Below are 25304 nucleotides of genomic sequence, written 5' to 3'. Positions count from 1 at the left end.
CACTTTATTGGGTAGGTATAACAATATTTACCCGTTTTTGATATTGGTGGGGGAGGTTTATAGTACTTCTCTATAGGAGGAGCTTATGTCGCTAACAATAAAAAATTTCAACAAGCCTTTAACCCATTTGGCCTCATTCCACGAGGTCGTGCGATTTTTTACGCCAAATTGGTTTGCGGTGACGATGGGGACTGGCGTCCTTGCCTTAGTCCTCGCACAAGTTGCCACACCCGATAGCTTCGTAATGACACTCGCTCGGCTACTTTGGGCGATCAATATTGCTCTCTTTAGCGTGTTTACGCTGCTGTATCTTGGGCGCTGGCTCCTCTACCCGCAAGAGGCGTATAAAATTTTCGAACACCCTCAAATGTCGATGTTTCTCGGTACTATTCCTATGGGGCTAGCGACGATTATTAACGGCTTTATCAGCTTCGGTCCCCCTCTCTTCGGAAGTCTCGCGGTCGATATTGCTCATCAGTTATGGCGCATCGATGCGTTTCTCGCCATAGCCTGCGGCATTGGATTACCGCTGTTTATGTTTACGCGACAATCTCATCAACTTTCGTCGATGACAGGTTTGTGGTTATTACCGATCGTTGCCGCAGAAGTTGCCGCGGCAAGTGGCTGGATTGTTGCACCACATTTGTCCGACCCAGCGCAACAACAGACGATGGTTATTTTTAGTATGGTGTTGTGGGCATTCTCTGTGCCAGTCGCCTTATCTTTGCTCGCTATTTTACTCTTACGTATGGCGCTACATAAGCTTCCCCCCGTCGCCTTATCTGCCACCACTTGGCTGGCATTGGGGCCTATAGGAACCGGATCATTGGGGATGTTTTTACTGAGCCAACAGAGCACGCTGCTCGCCAGTAATCCAATCTTCGAGCCTTTTAGTCAGGTTATTTCAGGGTTTGGCTGGATAATGGGGATACTATTATGGGGATTTGGTGCATGGTGGTTACTGCTCGCGCTGGGTATCACTGGCCATTACGTAAAACAGGGAATCCCTTTTAATTTGGGCTGGTGGGGCTACACCTTTCCATTGGGGGTATTCACTTTAGCAACGTTTAAGCTCGCTCAGCTGACCGCATTCCCTTTTTTCTCGATCCTTGCGATAGCGCTACTTGTTTTTTTAAGTGGAATATGGGCACTGGTGATGATGAAAACGACTCGGGGAGCATGGAGTGGCAAGCTATTTTTCGCACCCTGCTTACGAGAAAGTAAACCAATTAATAAAGAGCCTGAAGAGAAGTTATTGTAATGAAACGTTGAAGTTATCGATTGCAACAGTATTATAACGGCTCTTTGTAGATATTTGGCAGGAAAATTCCATGGGAAATACACGTCTAAAGCCATTGTGGCTAAAGATTGCTACCCGCTTATTTGGCCTAATACTGTTGTTAACCGCACTCTTCTTTATTATTGAGGGCGGGAAATTATTGAGTTTAGGCGGCAGCGGGTACTTCTTCATTTCAGGCATCGTCCTGTTAGTGAGTAGTCTTCAACTCTTTCGTTTAAAAGCGTCAGGTGCGGTGCTCTACCTTCTGTTCGCACTGGGAACACTGGTGTGGGCGGTGATGGAAGTTGGCCTCGTTTTCTGGCCGCTGATTTCACGTCTTATGTTCCCTGCAGGTTTAGCAATTGTTGCGTTCCTGCTATTACCTTCACTGCGCCAACCCCAGGCAACGCGGCGAATAAGTATCGCCAGCTATCTTCTTGCCTTAGTAACGACCGTAGGGTTCATCGCGGCGTTTGCAGGCATGTTTCAACCTCATGATCCCGTTGCGTTCCAAGGCGAGCCTAAGCCATTAGTGCCAGTCTCAAAGCAAGCGCCACTCACCAACTGGGACAATTATGGTAACACCCCGGGGGGAAGCCGATTCGTCGCGGCAGACCAGATTACTCGTGATAATGTCCAACACTTAAAACCGGTATGGACCTTCCATACGGGCGATATCCCGCTGAGTCCAGACGGTAATGGCGCCGAAGATCAACAGACTCCGCTGCAGGTTGGTGACAAAATCTTCCTCTGTACGCCGCATAACAATGTTATCGCTGTGGATGCTGACAGTGGTAAGGCGCTGTGGAAAGCCGAAATCAATGCGAAGTCATCGGTCTGGATGCGCTGCCGTGGGCTAGCCTATTTTGATGCAACGCAGTCTCTGCCACATCCTGAGCTACCAGGCAGCAGTCAGCCTCTCGCCGTCAACAATGCCGACATTGCGAATTGTCCACGTCGTATTCTGATGAATACCATTGATGGACGTCTGATTGCGTTAAATGCCGATAATGGTCAGTTCTGTGAAGGATTTGGCAATCATGGAACGGTGAATTTATTAACCGGAATGGGCAATGCTCCCGATCCACAGTATGTATTGACCTCCGCGCCGACCCTTGCGGGCACCACTGTGGTCGTTGGCGGGCGTATCTCGGATAATGTCAGTACTGATATGCCTGGTGGCGTGCTGCGGGGCTTTGATGTACTGACCGGCGCATTACGCTGGGCGTTCGATCCTGGTAACCCAAACCCGAATGCAACGCTGCAACCGGGACAGCACTATGTTCGCAGCACCCCGAACTCGTGGGCGCCAATGTCTTACGATCCGCAATCCAATACCGTCTTTATGCCGATGGGGAGTTCTTCTGTCGATATCTGGGGTGCGAACCGCACGCCGTTAGACCATAAATACGGTGCTTCAATACTGGCGGTCGATGCGAATACCGGTAAAGAGAAGTGGGTATATCAAACGGTCCATAATGATCTCTGGGACTTTGATATTCCTATGCAACCGAGCCTTATCGATTTCAAAACACCCACGGGTGAAAACCGTCCTGCGGTAGTCGTCGGCACGAAAGCGGGGCAGATTTACGTTTTAGACCGTTTGACGGGACAACCGTTAACCAAAGTCGACAATGTAAAAGTGAAGCGCGGTAATATTCCGGGCGAGCAATACAGTGATACCCAGCCGCGTTCAGTGGGTATGCCACAGATTGGCGCTCAGACGTTAAAAGAGTCGGATATGTGGGGAGCCACGCCGTTCGATCAGCTGATCTGCCGTGTTAACTTCAAATCGATGCGTTACGAGGGCCTTTACACCGCGCCGGGGACCGATAAGTCGTTAAGTTTCCCAGGCTCTCTGGGTGGGATGAACTGGGGAAGCCTCTCAACCGATCCGAATAACCATCTGATTTTCGTCAACGATATGCGCTTAGGCTTATGGCAGCAGCTGATTAAGGCTGATCCTAATGCGTCGACAGCCGCGAATACAGGCGGAGAGGCGGTGAATACCGGGATGGGTGCCGTACCAATGAAAGGCGCACCGTATTCGGTGAATAAAAATCGCTTTATGTCGCCACTGGGTATCCCTTGCCAAGCGCCGCCCTTCGGCACGCTTTCTGCTATCGACATGACCACACAAAAAATTCTGTGGCAGGTTCCACTGGGTACCGTTCAGGATACTGGACCGATGGGGATTAAGATGGGCATGAAAATGCCAATCGGTATGCCTTCACTCGGTGGTAGCCTCGCCACACAGGGTGGTTTGGTCTTTATTGCAGGGACTCAAGACTACTACTTGCGAGCTTTTGACAGCTCAACCGGCAAGGAAGTTTGGAAAGCTCGACTACCGGTCGGTAGTCAAGGTGGCCCAATCAGTTATGTCTCCCCGAAAACAGGTAAGCAGTACATCTTGATTTCAGCGGGTGGCGCGCGTCAATCACCAGACCGGGGTGATTACGTTATTGCCTATGCATTAAACTAAAAGCGTTCTTTGTACGAGAAGCGCCCCAGTCGTGGGGCGCTTCATATCTTGCCGATGGCAATCAGCCATCAGCTTATTCCCTCCCGTAAATACCAGACGCTCACTGCGATATCAGCACTGAATGACCTAGCTAAGTTCCTCTATTCCCTTAGGAGACCTCTGCGTCAGGCGCAATGATGAACTACGCTTACTATTTGCCGTCCATATTTAGGAGCGATCGATGACGCATCATGCAACGCTACAGATAGCAGGCCATACACTTCCTTCATTAGGTATGGGGAGTTGGCGGTTAGGGCAAGGCCGTTACAGTGAACAGCAAGAAATCTTCGCCCTACACCGCGGGTTAGACCTTGGGTTACGGGTTATTGATACCGCTGAAATGTACGGTGACGGGAAATCTGAGACGTTGATCGGTAAAGCGATCGAGGACCGTCGCGACCAGACCTATCTGGTTTCAAAAGTCTACCCTTGGAACGCCACGGGGGGCCAGCTTGAAGCCAGTCTCGATGCCTCCCTTCGTCGGCTACGCACAGATAACCTCGATCTCTACCTCTTACACTGGCAGTCCGGTAATGATCTACAAGAGGTGGTGACTCTTATGGAAGCGATGAAGCAGAAAGGAAAGATTAACGCTTGGGGCGTTTCTAACTTCGACTTACCCGCGATGCAATCCCTATTACAGGTCGACGGTGGGAAGCATTGTGCGGTTAACCAAGTCTTCTACAACCTTGCGGGTCGAGGTATTGAATACGATCTGGCTCCGTGGTGCGCAGAGCATGACATTACCACGATGGCGTACTGTCCGCTCGGTGGCGCGGGATCACACTTGCTCGAACTGGAGGAAGTCAAAACGCTTGCTGCTCACTATCAGGTGACGCCTGCAGCCTTATTACTCGCTTGGGTGATCCGGCAGAACAAGATTTTGGCGATACCTGAATCCGGCTGTGTTCAGCATGTTGAAGACAACGCACGTGCCCTACAACTTGAGATCAGCGAGCAAGATTGCGCGCAACTCACGCGCTATTATCCTGCCCCTGAGTCAGCCGAACCGCTTGAAATTCGCTAAGTCGCGTCAATAAAGAGGGTATTTTTAGTAAAAGGGTGGTGAAAAGATTAGCTGCCGGATCATCGGGCTGTTAGAATCAGCCGCTCACGGCGTCACCACCGCAATGCTCATTGACATCAAGAATTCGCATGCAGGGAGATGACGATTTTCTCATAGACATCAACGAAAGCCGAATTTTATGCAGGTATGTAGCTTTATTATTAATAGTAGTGGCCATGAATCCTTTGGTCTGGTCTGTGAACAAGGTGTAATTGATGCAGGAAAACTGCTCGACTATCGCGATTTGAAACACCTACTGGAAGATGATGGCCTTGCCGCATTACAGCCTCTCGCTGCGCGCTCTGCAGACTACGCGTTTCATGAGATTAGTTTTCTGCCAGTGATTAAGACCCCTAATAAAATTTTGTGTGTGGGGATGAATTACTCAGAAAAACGCATCGAATTTGGTGAAACCAATCCAGCACCGACCCTATTTATCCGCTTTGCAGATAGCCTTACCGCGCATCTCCAGCCGATCCAAAAACCGGTGAGTAGTGAGCAATTTGACTATGAAGGCGAGCTGGCCGTAGTGATCGGTAAACCGGCTCACCAAGTAACTGAAGATGAAGCCTTAGATTACGTTGCGGGATACAGCTGCTTTATGGACGCCACGGTGCGTGACATGCAGTTTACGTGGTTTACCGCGGGCAAGAACTGGCCAGCCACCGGGGGATTTGGACCTTGGATGACGACTCACGATGAAATCCCTGATCCGCAACAACTTGAATTAAAAACGTTCTTAAACGGCGTACAGGTTCAAAAAGACTCCACCCAAAATATGGTCCACAGCGTTGCGGCGATCATCGCCTATGTTACGCACTTCACGCCTCTGTCACCGGGTGATGTCATTATTACCGGATCGCCAGGCGGTGTCGGTAAATCCCGAACACCTCAACTGTTTATGTTCCCTGGCGATGATGTCGCTGTCGAAATCAGTCAGATTGGCCGCTTATCACACATAATTCGTTAAAAAGAACCGATAGCAGGGAGTCGCTATCGGTTGAAGTGCGGTAAGTCTTCCCTACCGCAAAACTCTTAACGATTAGACGCGGCGACCCCCTTTCCCGGGTGGTTGACCGCCTCATCATCAGGCTGGATATCACACTGTTTAGGTAGCGTGACCGATAAGACCGCTGCAATCAGGAGTGAGACAGACAGCGCATAGATGGCAACGTTATGGCCGTAGAAGTTAATCATCACGCCGACTAAGTAGGGTCCACAGAACCCACCCAAATTACCTAATCCGTTAATTACTCCTCGTGCGGCCCCTGCGGCCTCTGCCGACGCGATGCGTCCTGGAATACTCCAGAATGGGCTGGTGGCAGCTTTCAAGAAGAATCCACAGACCACTAAGGCGATATAGGCCGCAACCACGTGGTGGCGCAGAACCACCGAGGCAACCAACGAGGCGGCAAAGCAAAGCAGTGACACGCAAACCCATAAGCGACGCTTACCTGATCGATCGCTGAAGAGCGAGATAACATAGATACCCGCTGCCATGGCGACAAAGGGAAGAATCGCCAGTCCGCCGACATCGGCCATATTGCCACCCGTCAAATTTTTCAGAATGGCAGGTAGCCATAGGGTGTAACCATAATCGCCAGTTTGGTAAAAGAAGTTGAGGAAAATAAGCGTCACTAGCCCACGGTTTTTGAAGACATCGCGTAACGGTGCATTACTCACTTTAACTTTTTCTTCACGGGCTTCACGTTCCGCTTTAAGTTGTGTTAGTAAGTATTCACGTTCTTTTTCAGGCAACCAACGCGCTTCTTCTGGGCGGTCGCTGATAAGCGCCCACCATAACATCATCACGATGGCGGAGAGGATCCCTTCAATAAAGAACAGCCAGCGCCAATCCAGCGCAGAGATGATGGCGCCAGAGACTGGCGCGGTGAAAATACCGCCCAGTGGGGCAAACATCATGACAATGGCGTTTGCACGGCCTAATTCTTTTTCAGGAAACCAGTTGCTGACCATGGTTAACACCACAGGCAGCATTCCCCCCTCGGCGATACCGAGCAAGAAACGTAAAATTAGCAGTTGATACTCGTGAGTGACAAAGCCCGTGGCGACAGAGATAACCGCCCAAGCCGTTAGCGAGGCGGCAATAAATTTCTTACCGCTACCGTGGACGGCGATGCGCCCACCAGGTATTTGTAAGAAGAGATAGCCAATAAAGAAGATCCCACTCACCACTCCAGCCATTTGGCTGGTGATCCCTAACTCTTGATCCATCCCCCCCGGTAAGGCAAAGCTGATGTTTACCCGATCCATAAATGAGATAATACAAGCAATCAGTATGGGGACAATTATTCGATACCAGCGGGTCCGTGGAACATTATGACTCATAGTACTCCTCCCTTCAGAAAACAGTTTCCTGAAATAAATCTTCGCTTATCTTCCATGAAAAATATTCCATTATCGTCATCTTTTACTTTCTCAGTTTATAAGCATAGTCATTATCTTCGGTAAAAGGACGGTTATTTTGTGACGACTATGAAACAATGTTTTTACAAATGTTTTTGCGAGTTGTATCACGATGAATCGTGTTAACCAATGATGTTACGGATAACGTGATCCGGCGGGTGTTTTCCCAAGTCATCAGGAAAGTGGGAAAGTATCGCCAATAAGAAAATGCGTCTCATGGATGACCTGACTGACGGTCTCATGCCCCTGAACGCGTTGCAACAATAGCTCAGTGGCCTGTTTACCGACCTCATAGCGAGGGGTTTTGATACTGGTGAGGCGGGGCGTCGTGATTTGCCCTATCTCCAAGCCATGGAATCCCACTATCGCGATACGCTGTGGAATATCAATATTAGCGGCTTGGCAAGCCCGTAACACGCCGATCGCCAAATCATCATTGGTGCAAAAAATGGCGTCAAGATTCGGCACGTTATCTAATGCTTCCTGCATCATTGTCGCTCCGGTTTCGATGGACGACACTTTTTGGGGACTAATGTGGGTTGTCGCTAAGCCAGCGGCACTGAGCGCATCGCAGTAGCCTTGGTAGCGTTGTTGATCGCGTAAATCAGACATCGAACCGAAGTAAGCGATATGCTTTCGACCCGCTTCGATCAAGGCTTGTGTCGCCTCGTAGCCTGCACGGAAGTTATCAAAGCCGACATTAATACGCTCAGGCTGTGTGGCAATGCCCATGACTTCGGCAATAGGGACTTTCGCAGCGTGTAAATATTTTTCGGCTCTAAGGCTATGGGCGGTGTCGGTCAGTATCAACGCTTTAATATTGAAGGCAAGTAACGCCGCAATCTGTTCCTCTTCTTTTTGAAGAGAATAGTCGTAGGTGACCACTAGCGTTTGGTAGCCCTGAGCTTCCGTGACGGCCTCAATCCCCGCTAATAACTCGCTAAATATCTGATTATTAAATGAGGGAATAAGTACGCCAATCCGCGGGATCGATTGGCTAGTGATCTGCGGATTATCAGAATCGGGTTCAAAACCCACCTCCTTAATAACACTGGCGATTCGTTCGGCCGTATCGGCTTTCACTTTTTCGGGCGTGCGCAGAAAACGGCTTACCGTCATTTTGGTCACACCCGCAAGTACCGCGATGTCATTTAAGGTAATACGTTGTTTTTTCATAGATTACGTATCGAGAGGTTGGGCACACATTATGCCGTGAGCCACATAAAAAAGATATGTCTGGTACCAAGACGCTTAAGTTATTTTTACCAATTGAGGCTGGCACAAAGTTTGCTTCGATTAAGGTTCGACACCAGGGGAGAATAGCCAATGAGCGTACAGACCGACGTCAGCCTTAACTCAATTCATATCCGCTCCGCACAAAAATGGCAACAGTTAGCCTTAGGGTTACTCTGTATGGCTTCCATATCTAGCCCGCAGTACGTCTGGACGCTGTTAACTAAGCCGTTTCTCGATCGTCTTGACGTTCACTTACCGCTGTTACAAGTGACCTTTTCCTTGCTGATCATCTTTCAAACCTTCTTGTCACCATTGCAGGGCAAGTTGATTGACCGCTTTGGTGCACGGCGCTTGATCGGTTTTGGAACACTGTTTACTGGGGCGAGCTGGGTGGGTGCCGCTTACAGTCACTCCCTGTGGTCACTCTATATGCTGTATGGCGTCGTTGGCGGAATTGGTACCGGTATTGTGTATATCGGGATAGTGGGGCAAGTCGTACGCTGGTTTCCGGCGCAACGCGGCTTTGCGGCCGGTATGGTTGCAGCAGGGTATGGAATGGGCGCTATTGTGACGACGCTACCGATTTCAGTATCGCTTAGCCATTATGGACTCACTTCAACCCTACTGATCTTTGGCGTGGGCTTTGCCGCACTTGGTGGACTGGCCAGCCGAGGGTTACGCGATGCACCCAGTGTCAGTCCTGTGATCAGTCATCAAGCGTGCGTTGAACGCCACTACGCCTCGTCGCAAATGCTCAAGCAACCACTGTTCTGGCTACTGTTTTTTATGATGGCCTGTATGTCTACCTCAGGGCTTATGGTCACTTCCCAGCTGGCAAGCTTTGCCGCAGATGTCGGGGTGGGGCAAGTTCTGATTTGGGGCATGGCAGCATTACCCTTGGCGATGAGTCTTGACCGCTTAACCAATGGCTTAACGCGGCCATTATTTGGTTGGGTTTCCGACCGGATTGGCCGTGAAAATACGATGTTTGTCGCCTTTATCCTCGAAGCGGGTGCGATGAGCCTATGGCTAACGTTCCGCCATGATCCGTTGTTATTTATTCTCCTTTCGGGCGTGGTTTTCTTAGGATGGGGCGAGATATTCTCTCTTTTTCCGGCCACGTTGACCGATACCTTTGGTAGCCAACACGCCGCCAGTAACTATGGCTGGTTGTATATGTCACAAGGGGTGGGTTCAATACTAGGAGGCCCCCTCGCAGCGCTGCTCTATCAAGCAAGCCACGGTTGGGTCCCCGTGTTTAGTTTAGCGATTGGCCTTGATATTCTGACCGCATTATTAGCAATAGCGGTCTTGAAACCTTGGCGTCAACGCTTTATCAGTCGCTAGAGTGCGCATGCTGCTGTGAAGCCAATGCTTGGATATCTTTTGGCGATGTCCGGCAACAGCCTCCGATAAGCTTGGCGCCGGCGGCAAGCCAATCAGGAAGATAATCCGTTAATTGTTGGCAGTGATCGCCACCTTGGTGCCAGGTTTTACTCTGCGCATCGTAGGTCTCACCGGAGTTAGGGTACACCACTAACGGTAACGCGGTAAGGGTATGCAGATGGTTCAATGCCGCGGTCGTCTCCGTCAAGGCGATACAGTTAATGCCTAGGGCGACGACTTGTGGCTGAGCGGTTAGGTAACTCACTACCGTGGTCAATGGCGTACCATCACTTAGATGATACACATCTTTAAGCGTTACGCTAAACCATGCGCTTGCCTCAGGAAACGTTTGGATCAGCTCGCATAAGGCTTGGATTTCAGCGAAAGAGGGCTGGGTCTCGCACGCCAAGATATCGGCACCTGCGGCCAGAAGCTGCGTAATGCGTGGGCGATGGAAATCAATAAAGGCCTCACGGCTTAGCGAATAATCGCCACGATATTCTGAACCATCGGCCAAGTAAGCGCCGTAGGGGCCTACAGAACCTGCGACTAATGGGCGAGGCGAACTCGGTGACTCGGCGAGAAATTGCGTGCGGGCGTCGACGGCCAGAGCTACGCTGCGCGCGATGAGCGCTTCGGCTTCTTCGCGATCCAACCCTCGTTGTGCAAAGCCAGCCAATGAAGCCTGATAACTGGCGGTAATGGCACACTGTGCACCGGCCCGAAAATAGTCGAGATGAACTTGGCGGATAATGTCGGGTTGATTAATCAAGACATTCGCTGACCAAAGACTGTCGGTGATCTGGCAGCCGCGTGTTTCAAGCTCGGTGGCTAAGGCCCCGTCCAGTACGATAAAGGGAGACTGTTCCAGTAACGAAGTAAGTGGATTAGTCAGAGACATGCTTCACGTCCTTAGATTTTTTTGCAGAAGTTAAATAGTAGGCCGCATAACAACACGCAACAAAGGGAATACCACACCATAACGCGATTCTTTGGCTAGGGTCAAAAGCGAGGCCTAAGCAGGCGATAAGGCACAAAATAAACCCTAAAACAGGCAGTACGGGGAACCATGGGGCGCGGTAAGCCAGCGCCTCGACCGATTGTCCCGAGGCCACATAACGACGGCGGAAGCGGTAGTGTGAGGCACAAATACTGAGCCATACGGCTACAACGGCAAAGCCAGAGATAGCAGAGAGTGCCACAAACACCGTATCCGGGGCGATAATACTGGTGAAGAGCGCTAAAATGCCACCCAGCATACTGATGCTGATCGCAAAGACCGGTATCCCCCGCCGATTCACCCGTGCAAAGGCGCGAGGTAAGGTACGCTGATTTGCCAATGACCATAGCATCCGACCCGAAGCATAAAGTCCGGAATTGGCTGCCGACAGAATGGCCGTCAAAATCACGAAATTAAAGATATCGGCGGCATAGGGGATGCCGATTTTCTCGAACACCAGTACAAAAGGACTCTTTTCCACACCCGCCTGCTGCATCGGAATGAGTGCGGCTAAGACAAAGACGGTACCTAAGAAAAAGATAATTAAGCGGGCAATTGTGGTACGAATCGCGACCGGGATGACCTTCTCTGGATTCTCTGTTTCGCCCGCCGCGATGCCAATCAGCTCAGTACCTGAAAACGCAAAATTGACGGCAACCATAGTCATCAAGATGGGTAAGGTGCCGTGAGGGAACCAGCCTTCAACGGTGAGGTTGTGTAAGAATGGGGCAGGGGTGCCGTCGTGCATCGGCAGAATCCCGAAGATGGCGGCAGCTCCCAGGATGATAAAGACCAGAATGGTGATAACTTTAACGAGAGAAAACCAAAACTCACCCTCCGCGAAAAAGCGGGTCGAAATAATATTCAATCCAAAAATGATCACGCAGAAAAGCAGACACCATTGCCAGATAGGGACCTGCGGGAACCAATACTGCATACAAAATCCGGCGGCGGTAAAGCTAGATCCTAAGGCTACCGTCCAAGTGAGCCAGTATAGCCAAGCTACGGTATAGCCGGTTGCCGGCCCCAAATAGCGCGAGGCATAGACATGGAAGGCTCCTGTTTCAGGCATTGCGACGGAAAGCTCGCCTAGGCTTTGCATCACTAACCACACCACCAAGGCGCCGATTAGGTAGGCAAGTAGTGTTCCTGCGGCACCGGTCGTGGAGATAATATAACCGGTGTTGAAAAATAATCCTGTGCCGATCACACCCCCTAATGAAAGCATAACCAAATGGCGGGCTTTCATTGTGCGGTGTAAGGTTCCGCTCTGTTCTGCTTCTGGTTGCATACGACCTTCTAAACGTTTAGACATCTAAATAGCTATCAGCACTTTATACGTTGAATTTTTTTAGAATGCAAAATTCAACCGACAGTGAACCCAAAAAACCGCTCAAATTTTATATTTTTTTATATCCCGCGCTTTTTTTTTACGAAAAATTTATCTTAAAAATCTTACTATTCAGTTAGTTAAATTAACTGGAGTCAACAGTATGTCGCTGTTTTTTATCATTGGGACCTTGCTCGTTATCGTAATACTGAGCTACCTCTTTTACAGCCTCTTCCATGCGGAGGATTTCTAATGACCGGGCAAGCCGCATTACTGATTGCCGCCTTTTTACTCACGGTACTGATCTGTGCCAAGCCGTTAGGAAAAATGTTGGCTTACCTCATTCGCGATCAGGCCTTACCTGGCTGTCGCGGAATAGAAAAAGGCCTGTTCTCACTCTGTGGAATTCGTCGAGTGGGCATGACTTTTCGCCATTATCTGTTGGCCATTGGGCTATTTAATGCCTTAGGGTTTGGGGTGTTAATGGCTGTACTGGTTTTCCAACAAAGGCTACCGTTAAATCCGCAACATTTTCCCGGGCTGTCATGGGACCTCGCGTTTAATACTGCAATCAGCTTTGTGACCAACACCAATTGGCAAGCCTATGCAGGGGAAACCACCATCAGTTATTTCAGCAGTATGGTGGGTCTGACGGTTCAAAATTTTCTCTCGGCGGCGACCGGCATGGCAGTACTCTTTGCGTTGATAAGAGGCTTTATTTGGCACAACACTGCATACTTGGGTAATGCATGGCGCGACCTATTACGTATTACGCTCTTTATCTTACTGCCAATAGCCTTGCTGATGGCGCTATTTTTTATCAGCCAAGGCGTCATTCAGACACTGCAGGGTTACTTGCCTGTGACCTCGTTGGAAGGTGTGACGCAAACACTCCCTCTCGGTCCGGTCGCCTCACTGGAATCGATCAAGTTACTCGGCACCAATGGCGGTGGATTTTTCAATGCCAACTCGGCTCACCCGTTTGAAAATCCCACTGCGTTAACGAACTTCGTGCAAATGGTATTGATTTTCTTGATCCCTGCGGCGCTCTGTTTTGCTTTCGGTGAGGTAACCAACCACTCCCGGCATGCGCGAGCATTGTTATGGACGATGAGCCTTATTTTTATCTTTGCCGTGATCGCCGTGATGGTCGCCGAGGTTAACGGAAATCCGCATTTCGCCCTCGCCGGAGGCGACAGTGTAATGAATTGGGAGGGGAAAGAGAGCCGCTTTGGGTTACTGGCCTCATCACTCTATACCGTCGTGACGACAGCCGCCTCCTGTGGGGCAGTAGTAGCGATGCACGATTCGCTGACCGCCATGGGGGGCTTGGTGCCGCTTTGGTTAATGCAAATTGGTGAAGTTATTTTCTGAGGTGTCGGATCCGGCCTCTACGGCATGATCATTAATGTGATGCTCGCCGTCTTTATTGCCGAATTGATGATCGGCCGTACCCCCGAATATCTGGGCAAGAAAATTGTGCCGAGCGAAATGAAAATGGTGGCGCTCTATATCTTGATTACGCCGTTATTGGTGTTGGCTTATTAATTGGCCATCTCACGGCTGGCTTACGCTATCAAGCGCATGTGGCCCGTTCCCGCGAGAAGCGTAGCACCCAGCTGTATGAGCTCGCCCGTGAACTGACGCAGCAGGGCGCGGCCGATGATATTGCGCTAGCGGGACAAAAAGCCGTGGGTCGGGCCTTTACGACGGAGTGTGAAATCTGGTTACCGACCGCCCAACATGACCTTCGTCCCCTCCCCGGGGTAATCAGTTCACTACAGCCAGACCCGGCGATTTTACGATGGTGCTTTGAAAAAGGTCAGATTGCCGGGGCCGGTACGGATACGCTGGCGGGGGTCCCTTATCGGGTCATCCCTCTCGAGAGCGGCCAGCAACGCTATGGGGTGATGGTACTGGCCACACATGACCCCCACTTTTCAATCACTCCTGAACAGCAGCGGTTATTGGAAACCTTTGTGCTATTGCTGGCTGGTGCGCAACAACGGGTTACGCTCACGCAGCGTGCGCAGCAGTCACGGGTCGCCATCGAGCGAGAGGAGTTACGTAACTCCCTCCTGTCAGCACTCTCTCATGACCTGCGTACGCCGTTAACGGTTTTATTTGCTCAGGTCGAGATGCTGACGCTAGAACTGGGCCAGCAGGCCGACGAGGTCACGGAGCAGCTAGGCGAATTACGTGAGCAAGCATTGGGGATGATCCGTTTAGTCAGCAATATTCTCGATATGGCCAGGATCGAAGCTGAAGGATTCCGCTTAACCGCGGATTGGTTAAGCCTGGAAGAGATTATCCAAAGCGCCAGCGCATCGATTGAACGCCTTTATCCTGAGGTACAGATAGCGTACCTTTGCCCCGAACAGGTGGTGTTGATTCGCGGAGATGGGCCGTTACTGGAACGGGTATTTGTTAATCTTTGTGAGAATGCCGTCAAATATGGCCGAGAACGCGAAGCACCGATCAGTGTCATGATCCAACCCGATACGCAGCAGGTTACGGTGAGTATTTGTGATCAGGGTCCAGGCTTACCCACGGAGGAGACGGTGACGCTATTTACCAAATTCAGTCGTGGTAAAAGCGAGTCGACTATCCCCGGGGTGGGGATGGGGCTAGCAATCTGTAAAACCATTACCGAATTACATGGCGGCCATATTTACGCGGAAAATCGCCCTCAAGGTGGCGCCTGCTTTACCCTTATTTTACCGGCGAGCTTCCCACAGGGTGATTGCTTATGACCACGTTTTTAATTATTGAAGATGAAGCGCAGATCAGTCGCTATCTAAAACGCATCTTAGCGGCGGAGCATATAAAAATCCTGCATGCAGAGACCCTACAGCGTGGCTTAGCGTTAGCGGCGGCGCGGCCTCCTGACTTAGTCCTGCTCGACTTAGGCTTACCAGACGGGGAAGGGCTGGACTTTATTCAGCAGTTTCGCACTTGGAGTGATAAACCGATCATCGTACTGTCGGCACGCCATGAAGAGTCAGTCAAAATCATGGCACTGGACCGAGGCGCGGATGATTACCTCACCAAGCCTTTTGGTGTCGGTGAACTGCAGGCATGGGTCAGGGTCGCATTGCGCCGTCGTGGACCCAATACCGATAAGGTTAAACGCTTTGGCGAGATAGAATTGGACATCGAAGCCCATACGGTGAAGCGGGCAGGAGAGATCGTTCACCTTACCGCGATGGAATATAAACTGATGGAACTACTGGTTCATCATGCTGGAAAAGTCCTTACACAACATTTTATCTTATCGTCGTTATGGGGGCCCAATGCAGAGGATAGCCAATACCTGCGAGTCTATATTGGCCATCTACGTAAAAAACTCGAACCCGATCCGCGACGGCCGCAACACTTCATTACCGAAAATGGTATCGGGTATCGCTTTGTTGAATAGCATTACCCTGATCAGACTCTGGCTAATCGCTGTTTTTATCGACGGAGATCACGACTCGGGGGTGAGGAGTATGATTAAGTGAGATGAGAGCAGGGATGACATTTGTAATAAATATGTTAATAATCACTCCATAAATGTTTTCCCAGTAAGTTTGCCCTAACGTCTCAATGATAAGGAGCGCAACGGGCTGTCCTAATAATAAGTCAAGTGAGCTGAAGAATGTCGAATAAACCGTTTTTTTTCCAAGAACCTTTCCCCCTATCTGAAGATAAAACTGAATATTACTTACTGAGCACTGACCATGTTTCTGTCACTGAGTTTGAAGGACAATCGGTACTAAAGGTTGATCCTGCTGCGCTAACGTTACTCGCCCAACACGCTTTTCACGATGCGTCATTTTTATTACGCGCCTCACACCAGCGACAAGTTGCTGCGATCCTCGATGATCCCGATGCCAGTGAAAACGATCGCTACGTGGCGCTTCAATTCCTACGTAACTCTGAAATTGCGGCGCGTGGCATCCTGCCAACCTGTCAAGATACGGGAACGGCGATCATTGTTGGGAAAAAAGGGCAAGCAGTGTGGACCGGGGGCGGGGATGAAGCGGCGCTCGCACAAGGCGTCTACAACACTTATACCGAAGATAACTTACGTTACTCGCAGAATGCGCCATTGGATATGTACAAAGAGGTCAACACCGGCACCAACCTTCCCGCTCAGATTGATTTATACAGCGTAGAGGGAGACGAGTATAAGTTTCTCTGTATGGCGAAAGGCGGAGGCTCAGCCAATAAAACCTACCTCTTTCAAGAAACCAAAGCTTTACTCTCGCCGGGAAAACTTAAAGAGTATTTAGTCGAGAAGATGCGCAGCTTAGGCACCTCTGCGTGCCCGCCTTATCATATTGCCTTTGTGATTGGGGGAACGTCAGCGGAAGCGACACTCAAAACGGTGAAACTGGCATCAGCCCATTATTACGATAACTTACCGTCGAGTGGTAACGAGCATGGACAAGCTTTCCGTGATCATCAATTAGAGCAGGAGCTGTTAGACGCGGCACAGAATTTAGGTATTGGCGCGCAATTTGGCGGTAAATATTTTGCGCATGATATTCGCGTTATTCGTTTACCCCGCCACGGCGCATCCTGTCCTATCGGCATGGGCGTCTCGTGCTCGGCCGACCGCAATATCAAAGCGAAAATAAACCGTAAAGGGATTTGGATTGAGAAGCTTGAAGCCAATCCTGGCCGCTACATTCCTGAAGCGATGCGTCAACAGGGCGAAGGGGATGTGGTCAGTATCGATCTGAATCGTCCGATGACCGATATCTTAGCACAGCTCTCGCACTATCCGGTCTCTACTCGCCTATCCTTATCCGGCACCATCATCGTTGCCCGTGATATCGCGCATGCCAAATTAAAAGAGTTATTGGATAGTGGTGAACCGTTGCCGCAATATGTCAAAGACCATCCGATTTATTATGCAGGACCCGCTAAAACCCCGGAAGGGTATGCCTCAGGCTCACTAGGACCGACCACCGCCGGTCGTATGGACTCCTATGTCGATCAGCTGCAAGCGAATGGCGGCAGTATGATTATGTTAGCGAAGGGGAACCGAAGCCAACAAGTGACGGATGCGTGCCATCAACACGGCGGGTTCTATTTGGGAAGTATTGGTGGACCGGCCGCAGTACTTGCTCAACAAAGTATTACCAAATTAGAGTGTGTCGCCTATCCTGAGTTAGGTATGGAAGCAATCTGGAAGATTGAGGTCACCGATTTCCCTGCTTTTATTTTAGTTGACGATAAAGGTAATGATTTCTTCCAAAACATCCAGAATGGTAAATGCCAAGGATGCGCGATAAAGGGGTAGCCCCAAAAGGCGTGTGTCGACACGCCTTCATTATGCAGAGAGAGGATAAAATGTTCAGTCACGTTATGCTAGGTTCTGATGATATCGCTGTATCGCAAAAATTTTATGACGCGTTATTCACCGTGATTGGTGCTGACGCACAAGGTATCGATGATAAGGGACGTCTCTATTACATCAAAGGACAGCAAATGTTCTTGGTGACGCGTCCCATCAATGGTGAAGCCGCCAGTGGAGCGAACGGTGGCACGATCGGCTGGGCGCTGCCCAACGAAGAAGCGGTTAATCAATGGCATCAAGCCGGTGCGCAAGCAGGGGGAACGGCAATTGAATCCCCTCCTGGTATAAGAACCGTGGGTGAGCGTGAGCTTTACCTTGCCTATCTGCGCGATCCGTTCGGTAATAAGCTTTGCGCATTGTACAGTAAGGCATAATAACTGACCCAAGGTTGCCTTATTGTTGAGTTTCGCACGTATTTGCTAAGGATTTACGGCTGCATATCTGACAGCCAAAGGGTATACTAGCCTTCACTTTTTTTAGCGTATCGCGTGCGGAACTCATAATGCAAAAGTTTGATACCAAAACCTTTCAAGGACTGATCCTGACATTGCAGGACTACTGGGCAAACCAGGGCTGTACTATTATCCAGCCTTTGGATATGGAAGTCGGTGCCGGCACCTCTCATCCAATGACTTGTCTGCGCGCGTTAGGGCCAGAGCCTATGGCGTCTGCCTATGTGCAACCCTCTCGTCGTCCGACTGACGGCCGCTACGGTGAAAACCCTAACCGCCTGCAACACTATTACCAATTCCAAGTGGTCATCAAACCGTCGCCTGAAAACATCCAAGAACTCTACTTAGGATCGTTAAAAGCACTCGGTCTGGACCCTACCGTGCACGATATCCGTTTTGTTGAAGATAACTGGGAAAACCCAACGCTCGGCGCGTGGGGCTTAGGCTGGGAAATCTGGTTAAACGGAATGGAAGTCACGCAGTTTACCTATTTCCAACAAGTGGGTGGACTCGAATGTAAGCCTGTTACCGGTGAAATTACTTACGGTTTAGAACGTCTGGCTATGTATATTCAAGGCGTTGACAGTGTTTACGACCTGGTTTGGAGTGACGGCCCGCTGGGTAAAACCACCTATGGGGATGTCTTCCACCAAAACGAAGTGGAGCAATCGACGTACAACTTCGAGTATGCCGACGTTGACTTTCTGTTCACCTGCTTTGAGCAACACGAGAAAGAAGCGCAACAGCTTCTGGCGTTAGAAACGCCGTTACCTCTCCCTGCCTATGAGCGGATCCTGAAAGCCGCACACTGCTTTAACTTGTTAGACGCCCGTAAGGCGATTTCGGTGACAGAGCGTCAACGCTACATTCTGCGTATCCGTACCCTGACAAAAGCAGTTGCTGAAGCGTATTACGCTTCTCGTGAAGCCTTGGGCTTCCCAATGTGTCATAAAACCAAATAAGGGATGGGGATGAGCGAAAATACTTTTCTGGTGGAAATTGGAACTGAAGAGTTACCACCTAAAGCGTTGCGCCAACTCGCGCAGGCCTTTGCAGATCAATTAACGCAAGAGATTGACCAAGCTGGACTTTCATATCAAGCCGTAGAGTGGTATGCGACCCCTCGTCGTTTAGCCGTCAAAGTGCTGAGTCTCAGTGAAAAACAAGCAGACCGTGTCGTTGAAAAGCGTGGTCCCGCTATCGCAGCGGCCTACGACAGCGAAGGTCAGCCGACCAAGGCCGCTGAGGGGTGGGCGCGTGGCAACGGGATCACTGTTGATCAAGCCGAGCGCTTGGCGACCGACAAAGGCGAGTGGCTAGTTTACCGTGCGCAGGTGTCGGGTGAATCCGCGGCCGCGCTATTACCGGATATGGTTGCTAAAGTTTTAGCTAAATTACCGGTGCCGAAACTCATGCGTTGGGGAGCGAGCAGCGAGCAATTTGTTCGCCCAGTGCATACCGTCACCCTACTGCTAGGGGCAGATATCTTACCTGCGACCATTCTTGGCGTGGCGTCTGGACGAACGCTACGCGGCCACCGCTTTATGGGCGAGAGCACTTTCGACATTGCCCATGCCGATGAGTACCCAACCATTCTTGCCGAACGTGGTAAGGTCATGGCTAATTACGCTGAGCGTAAAGCGAAGATCGAGGCCGATGCTAAGGCGGCTGCCTTACAAGTTGGAGGTATTGCGGACCTGAGCGATAGCCTATTGGAAGAAGTTACCTCGCTTGTCGAGTGGCCAATTGTTCTGACGGCACAATTTGAAGAAAAATTCCTTACGGTGCCGAAAGAAGCCTTGGTCTATACGATGAAAGGCGATCAGAAATACTTCCCGGTCTATTCTGCACAGGGCGAGCTTTTATCTCACTTTATATTCGTCACCAACATTGAGTCTAGCGATCCGCAGCAAATTATCTCTGGTAATGAGAAAGTGGTGCGTCCACGCTTGGCCGATGCTGAGTTTTTCTTTAATGCTGACCGTAAGCTACGCTTAGAAGACCAACTTCCACGTCTCGAAACTGTGCTGTTCCAAAAACAATTGGGGACATTACGGGATAAAACTGACCGGATTCAAGCACTGGCGGGCTGGATTGCAGGGCAAATTGGTGCCGACGTCAGCCATGCGACGCGAGCAGGCTTGCTCTCTAAGTGTGATTTGATGACGAACATGGTGTGCGAGTTTACGGATACGCAAGGCATCATGGGGATGCACTATGCCCGTCACGACGGTGAAGCCGAAGACGTGGCCGTCGCGTTGAATGAACAGTATCAACCGCGTTTCGCTGGCGATGCCTTACCTTCTAGCCTCGTCGCGTGTGCGTTAGCTATCGCTGATAAAATGGATACGTTAGCGGGAATTTTCGGTATTGGTCAGCATCCAAAAGGGGATAAAGATCCCTTCGCATTGCGTCGCGCGGCGCTGGGTATATTACGGATTATCGTCGAGAAAGATCTGAACTTAGATCTGCAGTCGCTGACCGAAGAAGCCGTGAAACTCTATGGCGATAAACTGACCAATACCGCGGTTACCACGGATGTGGTTGACTTCATGCTAGGACGTTTTAGAAGCTGGTATCTGGAAGAGGGTCATAGCGTTGATACCATCCAAGCCGTATTAGCGCGTCGTCCTACCCGACCTGCGGATTTTGATGCGCGAATGAAGGCAGTTTCTCACTTCCGTACCTTGCCTGAGGCGGAAAGCTTAGCGGCAGCAAACAAACGTGTTTCCAATATCCTTGCTAAGTCGGATGTTGAGGTTGATACGGCAGTTCAAGCCTCTCTATTAAAAGAGAATGCTGAAATTAAACTCGCTACCTACGTCAGCGCGTTGAACAGTAAGTTACAGCCTTATTTCGAGCAAGGCCGCTACCAAGAAGCGCTAATCGAACTGGCACAACTTCGTGAAGCCGTCGATAACTTCTTCGAGCAAGTGATGGTCAATGCGGAAGACCAGGCAGTACGGGTTAACCGTCTTACACTGTTAGTCAAATTACGTGAGTTGTTCCTACAAGTCGCGGATATTTCACTGCTTCAATAGGCATTAGACGTCTATCAATAAAGCCCGGAGAAACTCTTCGGGCTTTTTTTTTAATAGGGTAACAGCATGACAGTGAAACGCTTTTCCGTCGTCGAATGGTCTGCACAGGGGGTGAAGCATCATGACGATACCCTCGCCGAAGAAGTGGCGGTGGCCTTAGTCTATAACGGTATCTCTCATGTCGTCATGATGTGTACCCCGCAGAACTTAGAGGACTTTGCGCGGGGGTTTTCATTGTCAGAAGGGATAATCGAACGAGCCGAACAGATTTATGGTATTACGCTCTGCCCACAAGCCTTGGGGATAGAGGTGCATATCGAATTAGCCAGTGGCTGCTTTATGGCTCTAAAACAGCGTCGCCGCGCCATGGTAGGGCGTACTGGGTGTGGCCTATGTGGAACAGAGCAGTTGGCAATGGTTGAGCATCCCCTGCGGCCTCTCCCCTTTACCCAGCAGTTTGCGTTATCCCACCTCGCCTCGGCATTGGACCAACTCAATGCGATGCAACCCATTGGCCAGCAGACCGCTTGCACCCATATTGCGGCTTGGGTTGACGGCCAAGGCCGAGTCTGCGCAGGCTATGAAGATATTGGCCGTCACGTCGCACTGGATAAATTGTTGGGTGCTCGGTCCAAAGCCGAGTGGGGGGAAGAGGGATGCGTGCTGATCTCCAGTCGAGCCAGTTACGAAATTGTACAGAAGGCAATTAGCTGTGGCGTTGAAGTGCTGTGCGCGGCTTCTGCGGCGACGCAGCGGGCCGTCGATCTGGCGCAGGCACAGGGCTTAACCCTAGTGGGCTTCAGTCGAGGACATCGAGCAATCATTTATACCCATGCTCAGAGAGTAATCAGTCAGTCCGACGATTAACCACGATAAGCTTAGTCAAAAAAAGAGATTAGCGCGGTAGCAGGTCTCTATTTGCAGTGAAATAGCATTAATATCGGTCAATATTAGCTAACTACTCGGAAACCCACAAAGACCCTATTCTAGGTAGGGCATTGTTTCTTCTTTTCCAGATCAATTATTTAACTATAATGAAAAGACAGTCTGAACAGTGTCACTCAATTGACGCTGTATGATAAACACTTAATTGGAGAGGTTGAACATGAGTTATTCACTGCCATCCCTGCCGTATGCTTATGATGCGTTAGAACCACATTTCGATAAAGAAACAATGGAAATTCATCATACTAAACATCACCAGACTTATGTAAATAACGCTAATGCTGCCCTCGAAGGGACGCCATTTGCGGATCTGCCTGTTGAAGAGCTGATCACTCAATTAGACAAAGTTCCTGCTGATAAAAAGGTTGTTTTACGTAACAACGCAGGCGGTCACGCTAACCATAGTTTCTTCTGGAAAGGCCTGAAAACCGGCACCACTCTGCAAGGCGAATTAAAAGCAGCGATCGAAAAAGATTTCGGTAGCGTCGAAAAATTCCAAGAAGAATTCGAAAAAGCTGCGGCGACTCGCTTCGGTTCTGGCTGGGCGTGGCTGGTTAAAAAAGGTGACAAATTAGCGGTAGTTTCTACGGCTAACCAAGACAGCCCATTAATGGGTGAAGCAATCTCTGGCGCATCTGGCACCCCAATTGTTGGCTTAGATGTGTGGGAGCACGCTTACTACCTGAAATATCAAAATAAACGCCCTGACTACATCAAAGCATTCTGGAATGTTGTGAACTGGGACGAAGCTGCAACCCGTTTTGCTAACGCAAAATAACGGTAAGGTTTGATTCAACCTCATGCAGATTGAGAGATTTGCATGAGGTTTTGTATTTTTAGTTGTTATCGCATTTTATTTAGTACAAGTTTATTTAATAAGACATAAAATCGACTCAACACACATTATTTAGCCCAGAGAGACCTATGTCTACTTCGATCTCTTCGAACGAGTCTTTGACTCATAAGCAACTACTCGTTGATTTGCTGAAGCGTAAATACAAGCCGCACCGAGCTTGGAAACGTGGGCGCTTTTATAACAAGTTTATTTTTCGTAGCGCTTGCGCTCCCCTTGTGAGCTACCGCTATTTTTCCGCATTAACGCGATTAAAGAATTTACCGCTTATTTTAGACACTCACGGCATTGTGCCAGCGAAAATTCACCGCCCCTATTTAATTGGCGGATTGAAAGCGTCACAACGAGCGGAAAAAATTGTTTCTCACTATCAGCGTATTGAACAGCTTCACCCGAGTGAATTGAGTGCCTTTTTATCAGGGCAACGGCGTGAAATCCCTCTCTTAAGCTGGTTAGGCAAAAACGATGAACCGATTACTATCTATTGCGTGCCAGCAATATTCGATCGTGAGGGCGAACTGACACTCATATTTCACTTCCGCAACGAAGCCATTACGAGTCTCAGTTTCTCCTTAGCCGATTACCAGAATAAGCCAAGTATTATCATTGCTGGCCTGCAGGGGCCAGGGCGCCATCTTGACCAGAATATTATTCGGGACGCGACCAAAGCTTGCGAAGGCATTTTTCCAAAGCGTTTACTTATCGAAACGCTGATGTTGATAGCAAAGGCTTGTCATCTTACTCAAATCTGCGCAGTGGGCGATGAATCTCATATCTTCGTTAAAGAGTTACGCTACCGCTTCAGTAAGCGGGAATTGATACATGCGCGATATAACGAGTTTTGGACAACCTTAGGTGGGGAAGAGCAAGCAAACAAACTGTTTTTATTGCCTTTAACTCAGCCGAGAAAAAATATTGAAGATATTGCGAGTAAAAAGCGGGCTGAATACCGTAGACGTTATCAACTCTTAGATGATTTACAGCAGCAGATCGATCAAAAAGCCCTATAACTATGCATGAGGAGACGTCGGCGAGCGACGATCTCCTCTTTAATGCATTAAAACTTCTCGCGTGCAAAGCCTGTTACAGCTTCTAAGCCCATTTCACGGCCTAGTGCTGTCATCGGGTGAACAACGATAATCCCGCGAACACGTTTCTTCAGTGCCCCCATATCCGCTTGCTCTTTCTTGGTAATTGCCCGCTGAAAACCGAGTTTCTGTAGTTTCTGCGCTTCTTTACTCAAACTGGCGGTATGCGCTTCACGAAGACGTTGAAGTTCTTCTTCAATCGTGACTTTTTCTTTCATTAACTCGCCGAGCTTTTCCACATTACCGCTTTCTAATAGAGGCTGTGATTTGTGGTTGATACTATCGAGTTGATCGCTGAGACGTTTAATTTCAGCCTTGATGGGGTCTTTCATAATTGGGCTCCTTTCTGCTTAGAGATAGGATACACGAAAAATGTGGTGGGAGCAGCGTAGGTGGAGCAGAATCCACCTACGAAGAACGCTTTATTACTACAGTAACCCTTTAGCTTGGCTTAAAGAGTTAGCATGGCTGCTAATATTGCCAACTAAGGTGTTGTATTGATTGACTTGATCTTGGGTAGGGAATTGCACTGCATTGTTATTGAAGCTCAGACGAGAGTCTTGTGCTTGTAAAAAGTCAGCAGTGTCCAATACCGCCTGAGTTAATGCTTGCAGCTCCGGTAAAATCGGCTGTAAGTTATCCGCTGGGGTTGTTACCGTCTTTTTATACGCGTCTTCATACACTTTTTGCAGATCTTCTGGCAGTTTTAACGAGCTTTTGCTGCTGTCGGCTAAGTTACGCGCATTTTGTACTTGTTGAGAGACGACATTGAGCGCCCCCCCTGCCTGACGTAATGCATCACGCTGGGCTAAGTAATCCTGAGGCGTATGAATTGCCGAAAGTTGATCAGTGACTGGACGAATACCATCGTTTAACGCGCGAGTAAGCTGTTGTGAGAACCCATAAAGGATGGCATAGTCGCCAACATAATTACCGAACGATTTCTTTTGGTTCTCGCTGAGTGCTGGTAATTGCGTTCCGCTACGCATAACCGTATTTTGTAAGAAATCACCAAATGCTTTACGTTGGTCCGCATCTTTATCGCCACACGCAGTGAGTTGACACATCACCATCAGTAACGCAATTAACCCACCTACTTTTTTCATCATTTGTGAAAGTCCTGATGCCATTGATTACAACTCCTGTATTAAATCGGTTTGCAGCCTATGAGATATCTCAAGCGCGTGATCAGTAGAATAGAGCAAACAGCGTCCAACGCCAACGGGGCAATATGAAAATTACGCTAAAAAGTAGGGGATAAAGATGAGGTGTAGACCTAAGGTTGCGTCAACGTATTGCCAGCTAACCTAAGAAAATAGTAGTCACTTAATCT

Annotated in this window: 20 protein-coding genes and 1 pseudogene; 15 read left to right on the top strand and 6 right to left on the bottom strand. The window is 49.5% G+C overall.

Features of this window, described 5'->3' with window-relative positions; all coding sequences use genetic code 11:
* Positions 1-85 precede the first annotated feature (85 nt).
* From HGT71_RS11840 to HGT71_RS11825, 4 genes are all read left to right on the top strand, one after another.
* On the top strand, positions 86-1261 hold the full coding sequence (locus HGT71_RS11840; RefSeq protein ID WP_214217992.1) for a TDT family transporter: 1176 nt from the start codon (positions 86-88) through the stop codon (positions 1259-1261).
* 70 nt (positions 1262-1331) lie between these two features.
* Positions 1332-3761: a glucose/quinate/shikimate family membrane-bound PQQ-dependent dehydrogenase gene (locus HGT71_RS11835; RefSeq protein ID WP_214217991.1), complete on the top strand. Its 2430-nt coding sequence runs from the start codon at positions 1332-1334 to the stop codon at positions 3759-3761.
* A gap of 220 nt (positions 3762-3981) precedes the next feature.
* Complete coding sequence (locus HGT71_RS11830) at positions 3982-4827, top strand: aldo/keto reductase (protein ID WP_214217990.1); 846 nt, start codon at positions 3982-3984, stop codon at positions 4825-4827.
* A gap of 178 nt (positions 4828-5005) precedes the next feature.
* Positions 5006-5836 (top strand): fumarylacetoacetate hydrolase family protein, encoded by an 831-nt coding sequence (locus HGT71_RS11825; protein ID WP_214217989.1) that lies wholly within the window; start codon positions 5006-5008, stop codon positions 5834-5836.
* 65 nt (positions 5837-5901) lie between these two features.
* Here the strand turns inward: HGT71_RS11825 and HGT71_RS11820 are convergent, their stop codons facing one another.
* Positions 5902-7215, bottom strand: a complete 1314-nt coding sequence (locus HGT71_RS11820) for an MFS transporter (RefSeq protein WP_099823024.1) — start codon at positions 7213-7215, stop codon at positions 5902-5904.
* A 252-nt stretch (positions 7216-7467) separates the two neighbouring features.
* On the bottom strand, positions 7468-8469 hold the full coding sequence (locus tag HGT71_RS11815) for a LacI family DNA-binding transcriptional regulator (RefSeq protein ID WP_214217988.1): 1002 nt from the start codon (positions 8467-8469) through the stop codon (positions 7468-7470).
* 150 nt (positions 8470-8619) lie between these two features.
* On the opposite strand from HGT71_RS11815, the gene oxlT reads away from it, so the two are divergent.
* On the top strand, positions 8620-9876 hold the full coding sequence (oxlT, locus tag HGT71_RS11810) for an oxalate/formate MFS antiporter (RefSeq protein WP_214217987.1): 1257 nt from the start codon (positions 8620-8622) through the stop codon (positions 9874-9876).
* Here oxlT and mmuM read toward each other — a convergent pair.
* Both mmuM and mmuP read right to left on the bottom strand, forming a co-directional pair.
* Entirely contained in the window at positions 9866-10816 is a 951-nt protein-coding gene (gene mmuM / locus HGT71_RS11805) for a homocysteine S-methyltransferase (protein WP_214217986.1), read from the bottom strand. The two genes, oxlT and mmuM, sit on opposite strands and share 11 nt — an antisense overlap.
* On the bottom strand, positions 10803-12206 hold the full coding sequence (mmuP, locus tag HGT71_RS11800) for an S-methylmethionine permease (RefSeq protein ID WP_099823117.1): 1404 nt from the start codon (positions 12204-12206) through the stop codon (positions 10803-10805). Before mmuP ends, mmuM begins: the two co-directional genes overlap by 14 nt.
* 291 nt (positions 12207-12497) lie before the next feature.
* Here mmuP and kdpA point away from each other — a divergent pair.
* The 10 genes and pseudogenes from kdpA to HGT71_RS11745 all read left to right on the top strand — a co-directional run.
* Positions 12498-13784: pseudogene (gene kdpA, locus HGT71_RS11790) on the top strand (potassium-transporting ATPase subunit KdpA); the annotation flags it as partial.
* 47 nt (positions 13785-13831) lie between these two features.
* A complete protein-coding gene (locus HGT71_RS11785; protein ID WP_214217984.1) occupies positions 13832-14998 on the top strand; it encodes an ATP-binding protein in 1167 nt (388 codons plus the stop codon).
* The gene (locus tag HGT71_RS11780; RefSeq protein WP_214217983.1) at positions 14995-15663 is read left to right on the top strand and encodes a response regulator; all 669 of its coding nucleotides are present in this window, start codon (positions 14995-14997) and stop codon (positions 15661-15663) included. Before HGT71_RS11785 ends, HGT71_RS11780 begins: the two co-directional genes overlap by 4 nt.
* Positions 15664-15882: 219 nt before the next feature.
* Positions 15883-17535, top strand: a complete 1653-nt coding sequence (gene fumA / locus HGT71_RS11775; RefSeq protein WP_214217982.1) for a class I fumarate hydratase FumA — start codon at positions 15883-15885, stop codon at positions 17533-17535.
* Between the two features lie 50 nt (positions 17536-17585).
* On the top strand, positions 17586-17966 hold the full coding sequence (locus HGT71_RS11770) for a VOC family protein (protein WP_214217981.1): 381 nt from the start codon (positions 17586-17588) through the stop codon (positions 17964-17966).
* A 128-nt stretch (positions 17967-18094) separates the two neighbouring features.
* Positions 18095-19006, top strand: a complete 912-nt coding sequence (gene glyQ, locus HGT71_RS11765) for a glycine--tRNA ligase subunit alpha (protein ID WP_048911162.1) — start codon at positions 18095-18097, stop codon at positions 19004-19006.
* Between the two features lie 9 nt (positions 19007-19015).
* Complete coding sequence (glyS, locus tag HGT71_RS11760) at positions 19016-21085, top strand: glycine--tRNA ligase subunit beta (protein ID WP_214217980.1); 2070 nt, start codon at positions 19016-19018, stop codon at positions 21083-21085.
* 66 nt (positions 21086-21151) lie between these two features.
* Entirely contained in the window at positions 21152-21952 is an 801-nt protein-coding gene (fdhD, locus tag HGT71_RS11755; RefSeq protein ID WP_214217979.1) for a formate dehydrogenase accessory sulfurtransferase FdhD, read from the top strand.
* Positions 21953-22190: 238 nt separating this feature from the next.
* Positions 22191-22808, top strand: coding sequence for a superoxide dismutase [Mn] (gene sodA / locus HGT71_RS11750; RefSeq protein ID WP_099823034.1), 618 nt, complete (start codon positions 22191-22193; stop codon positions 22806-22808).
* A gap of 146 nt (positions 22809-22954) precedes the next feature.
* The gene (locus HGT71_RS11745) at positions 22955-23893 is read left to right on the top strand and encodes a VirK/YbjX family protein (RefSeq protein WP_214217978.1); all 939 of its coding nucleotides are present in this window, start codon (positions 22955-22957) and stop codon (positions 23891-23893) included.
* Positions 23894-23940: 47 nt separating this feature from the next.
* On the opposite strand, the gene HGT71_RS11740 is transcribed toward HGT71_RS11745, so the two are convergent.
* Together HGT71_RS11740 and HGT71_RS11735 are read right to left on the bottom strand one after the other, a co-directional pair.
* Entirely contained in the window at positions 23941-24303 is a 363-nt protein-coding gene (locus tag HGT71_RS11740; RefSeq protein WP_048911168.1) for a YibL family ribosome-associated protein, read from the bottom strand.
* 96 nt (positions 24304-24399) lie between these two features.
* On the bottom strand, positions 24400-25101 hold the full coding sequence (locus HGT71_RS11735; RefSeq protein ID WP_214217977.1) for a DUF3053 domain-containing protein: 702 nt from the start codon (positions 25099-25101) through the stop codon (positions 24400-24402).
* Between the last annotated feature and the right edge of the window lie 203 nt (positions 25102-25304).

The sequence above is a fragment of the Rosenbergiella epipactidis genome (assembly GCF_018494055.1).
Taxonomy (GTDB): Bacteria; Pseudomonadota; Gammaproteobacteria; order Enterobacterales; family Enterobacteriaceae; genus Rosenbergiella; species Rosenbergiella epipactidis.
The sequence above is the reverse complement of the archived record's forward strand: the minus strand, read 5'-3'. Positions and strand labels throughout refer to the sequence as shown.